The organism is [Flexibacter] sp. ATCC 35208 (assembly GCF_001975825.1).
In the GTDB taxonomy this organism is placed as follows: domain Bacteria; phylum Bacteroidota; class Bacteroidia; order Chitinophagales; family Chitinophagaceae; genus Chitinophaga.
Genome location: NZ_MTKN01000051.1, coordinates 54,197 through 58,123 on the forward strand (window position 1 = coordinate 54,197; position 3,927 = coordinate 58,123).

General features: G+C 39.7%; 3 protein-coding genes. 2 read left to right on the plus strand and 1 reads right to left on the minus strand.

Annotation, left to right across the window (positions count from 1 at the left end):
* Window positions 1–237: 237 nt before the first annotated feature.
* The gene (locus BW716_RS26015) at window positions 238–900 is read left to right on the plus strand and encodes an NAD-dependent epimerase/dehydratase family protein (RefSeq protein WP_083727607.1); all 663 of its coding nucleotides are present in this window, start codon (window positions 238–240) and stop codon (window positions 898–900) included.
* 395 nt (window positions 901–1,295) lie between these two features.
* Here BW716_RS26015 and BW716_RS26020 read toward each other — a convergent pair whose 3' ends face one another.
* Entirely contained in the window at window positions 1,296–2,261 is a 966-nt protein-coding gene (locus tag BW716_RS26020; RefSeq protein WP_083727609.1) for an acyltransferase domain-containing protein, read from the minus strand.
* A 303-nt stretch (window positions 2,262–2,564) separates the two neighbouring features.
* On the opposite strand from BW716_RS26020, the gene BW716_RS26025 reads away from it, so the two are divergent.
* Complete coding sequence (locus tag BW716_RS26025; protein ID WP_083727611.1) at window positions 2,565–3,905, plus strand: ATP/GTP-binding protein; 1,341 nt, start codon at window positions 2,565–2,567, stop codon at window positions 3,903–3,905.
* Window positions 3,906–3,927: the final 22 nt, after the last annotated feature.

Below are 3,927 nucleotides of genomic sequence, written 5' to 3' on the forward strand. Positions count from 1 at the left end.
ATAGTTACCGGTAATAGCGAGCAAGTCCCGGGTGAAGTTGTGACCATTTGAAAACCTTGTTAATGCTGTAATTATGAAAGTAATAGTTACCGGTAATATCGAGCAAGTCCCGGGTGAAGTTGTGTACATTTGAAAACGTTATTAATACTGTAATTATGAAAGTAATAGTTACCGGTAATAGCGAACAAGTCCCGGGTGAAGTTGTGTACATTTGAAAACGTTATTAATACTGTAATTATGAAAGTAATAGTTACCGGTACGACCGGCATGGTAGGAGAAGGTGTATTGGAAGAATGCCTCCGCAATCCATTGGTCACGGAAGTCGTATCCTTTGCCAGGAAGCCTTTTGGCAAATCACATCCCAAATTAAAGGAAGTCATCCACGCTGACTTTTTTGATATCCGGCCTGTAGCTGATCAGTTAAAAGGGTATGATGCATGTTTCTTTTGCCTGGGGGTGACTTCAGTGGGTAAAAATGAAACAGATTATGCCAGAGCGACCTATACGCTTACGATGCATGTGGCAGAGGTACTGAGCGGACAGAACCCCGGTATGACCTTTTGCTATGTATCCGGAAGTGGTACGGATAGTTCAGAAAAAGGCCGGATTATGTGGGCGAGGGTAAAAGGGAAGACGGAGAATGATCTTATGCAACTTCCTTTCAGACAAGTGTTTGCGTTCCGGCCTGGTTTTCTGCGGGCGGATAAGGGCGCGAGGCATGTGTTGAAAGGGTATAAGTATATTGACTGGATTTATCCGATAGGGCGGGCTTTGTTTAAAAATGGGTTTTGCACACTGGCGGAAATGGGCAAAGCGATGATTAAAGTAACAGATGAGGGTTACTTTAAGAAGACGGTTGAGGTAAAAGATATTGTTGCGCTGGCGCCAGCGCAAGCATAAGGACAAGTGTTGGGACAAGCGATGGCGTAAGCGTAGAAACAAGGACAAACGGAAGGACAAGCGCAAGGGTAAGCTTAGAAACGAGGACAAGCGCTAGCGTAAGCACAAAGACATTTAGGCTTTGTTCTGTAGGAACAAGCTGGAAAAATAGTATTACTGGAATAATCTTGAAAATGCTATCGCTTATACATTCATAAAGAATAAGCCTGCCTCTTTTGCAGTAACGCCTGCAGCTATTTAATCTCCTGCCCGAATGGACTTATAAAGAATAAGCCTGCCTCTTTTGCAGTAATGCCTGCAGCTATTTAATCTCCTGCCCAAATGGACTCATAAAGAATAAGCCTGCCTCTTTTGCAGTAATGCCTGCAGCTATTTAATCTCCTGCCCGAATGGACTTATAAAGAATAAGCCTGCCTCTTTTGCAGTAATGCCTGCAGATGTTTAATCTCCTGCCCAAATGGACTCATAATCACCTGTTTCACAGAAGAAGATGTAGGAGACAGTGCCTTTGTCAGCAGGTTATTACAACTCCCTGACGGACTGCAATCAATATAAAAGCAAGGCCCGGCGTTTTCCAGTCTTTCAATAGCAGTGCTAAAAGCAATCGGTTCGCGGACCACATCCCAGAAGTAGTCAGCATCTACCTGGTAAACAGGAGCAGATTGAATACCTGAAATAAAAGTGGCTTCCGGTGCGCCATAGCGCAATTGCTGCATAATGCGGATGAACGGTGCCCTGGCAGGTTCCATCAGCGGACTGTGAAATGGAAAGCGCACTGGTAACTGGCTGTAAGATAACTCGTGGCTGTCCAGCCAGAGGCGCACTGCCAGCAAAGTACGGTCATCAGCAGATAGCGTAAAATGTCCCTTGTGGTCTACAGCGGCCAATGTGGTATTTTCATACAACAGCGGTTCCTGTTCGTAAATAGCAGCATCTGCTAAAATGGATATCATTCCACCTTTGTTACACAACCGCTCAATAATCCGCGCCTGGTCGATCATAGCCGTAAGCATTTCGGCTGGTGAGACCATGCCGCTCACAGCCGCGGCCACCATCTCCCCTACGCTGCTACCCAGTACATAATCAGGTTTCACCAGTAGTTCTTCCTGCAATAAACGGGCGAGCGCGTATTGGACCATGAAAAGAGCGGGGTTGGTATACCGGATGTCATCGAAAATTCCTTCTGGATTGAAACGCCTGCCGTAAAGATATTCCACTACCGAAGTACCGGTGTGGTTGCGGACCTCCTTGTCCAAATGGAGGATGGTATTTCTAAAAAATACGTTGCTGTGGTATAACATCGCGCCCATGTTATAATATTGGCTACCATGGCCGGCGAACATGAATACAAAGTCAGGCATAGTGGGGTCGGGTTTTGGGTCAAACAATAATACTTTAAGGTATAGGTTTTATTGGGAAAAAGCAAATCTGGAATTCAGACAAAAAAGAGACTTTACAATAAATTGAGGCGATGTTATCATAATATTATCTAACCCTATTCCCAACTTTATTTATAAGCATTTTGATATTCCTCAGATGGAAATCTTATTAATAATGACAAATAATATATAGGTTATAACGAAAAAATCGTCGTAAATTGTATATTATTTCGTATTTTTAATAAAATGTGTAGATTTACAACACACCTTACGTAAAAATAAACCATGTTAATTAGATTTACAGCTGAAAACTTCCTCTCTTTTAATAAAGAAACTGAATTTAATATGCTTCCTGGGGATATTAGAAGACACCCTGACCATATTTTCAGATTCCCTAAAGTTGAACTTCTTAAAAGTGCAGTTATTTATGGTGCCAATGGCGCTGGTAAAAGTAATTTATTTAAGACATTGACGGCCCTTCGTGATGTTGTGCTTGAAGGACACATAGATATCATCGATCCTAAAAGTTATTTCAGACTTGGAAAGAATGAAGGAAAAGCTTCTACTCTTGAAATTGAATTTATTAAAAACAAGATTGGATACGCATATGGTTTATCCATCCACAAAGGAATTGTAAAGGAAGAATGGTTATACAAGTTAAATTATGGTAAAAAAGATGATGAACTTGTTTTTGAACGAAAATCAAATGCCAGAGGAAAGGAAACACTGAAATTGTCTCAGAACTATACAAAGTCTCCGAAAGAAAAGCTTTTAGTTGAATTGTATGAAGAAGAACTTTTAAAACCGTCTAACCTTTTTATTCATTTAGCAAAAGATAAGAAGTTTAAGGAGATAACAGATGCGTTTGAATGGTTTGAGCAATATATGTATATTATCTTTCCGCAAATGGTAAATTTTCACTTTATAAAACTGTTCCTTGACAACAATCAATTTAAGGTATTTTTGAATGAAACCATTTCAAGTTTTGAGACAGGCATTAAAGAAATTAATGTTGAATCAATTCCATTACATCAATATTTTGGCGAAAGCAATATTCAGGAAAGAGAACGTGTTTTAAGGGCCATTCTTAATGGAGATACTTTACCGGTTAGTTCAACAGATAATGCTATTGCTTTGATGGAAGACGGCAATCCTATTGTTAAAAAATTCATCTCATATCATGTGAATGATAGTGGTGAAAAAACGGAGTTTGATCTGTTTGAGGAATCAGACGGAACACTTAGGTTAATTGACTTTATACCGTTGTTGTTCTTATTAGTTTCGGAATCAGTTACAATATTTATTGATGAAATTGATAAAAGTATCCACCCTTCTTTATTGAAAGACTTCATCACAAAAATTCAGCAAATTCCAAATAAAAAAGGCCAGATAATTTTCACTACTCACGAATCAAATTTACTCGACCTCGATTTGTTTCGTCAGGATGAAATTTGGTTTGCAGAGAAGAATCAAAAAGAAGAAAGCCATTTTTACCCTTTAAGCGATTTCAATGTGCGCCCTGATTTAGATGTCAGAAAAGGATACCTTTCTGGCAGATTTGGCGCAATTCCTTTATTAGCTAATTTAAAAGATTTAAATTGGGATAAGTATGCCGAGGAAGAATAGAGGTTGAAGTTGTTTATACTTT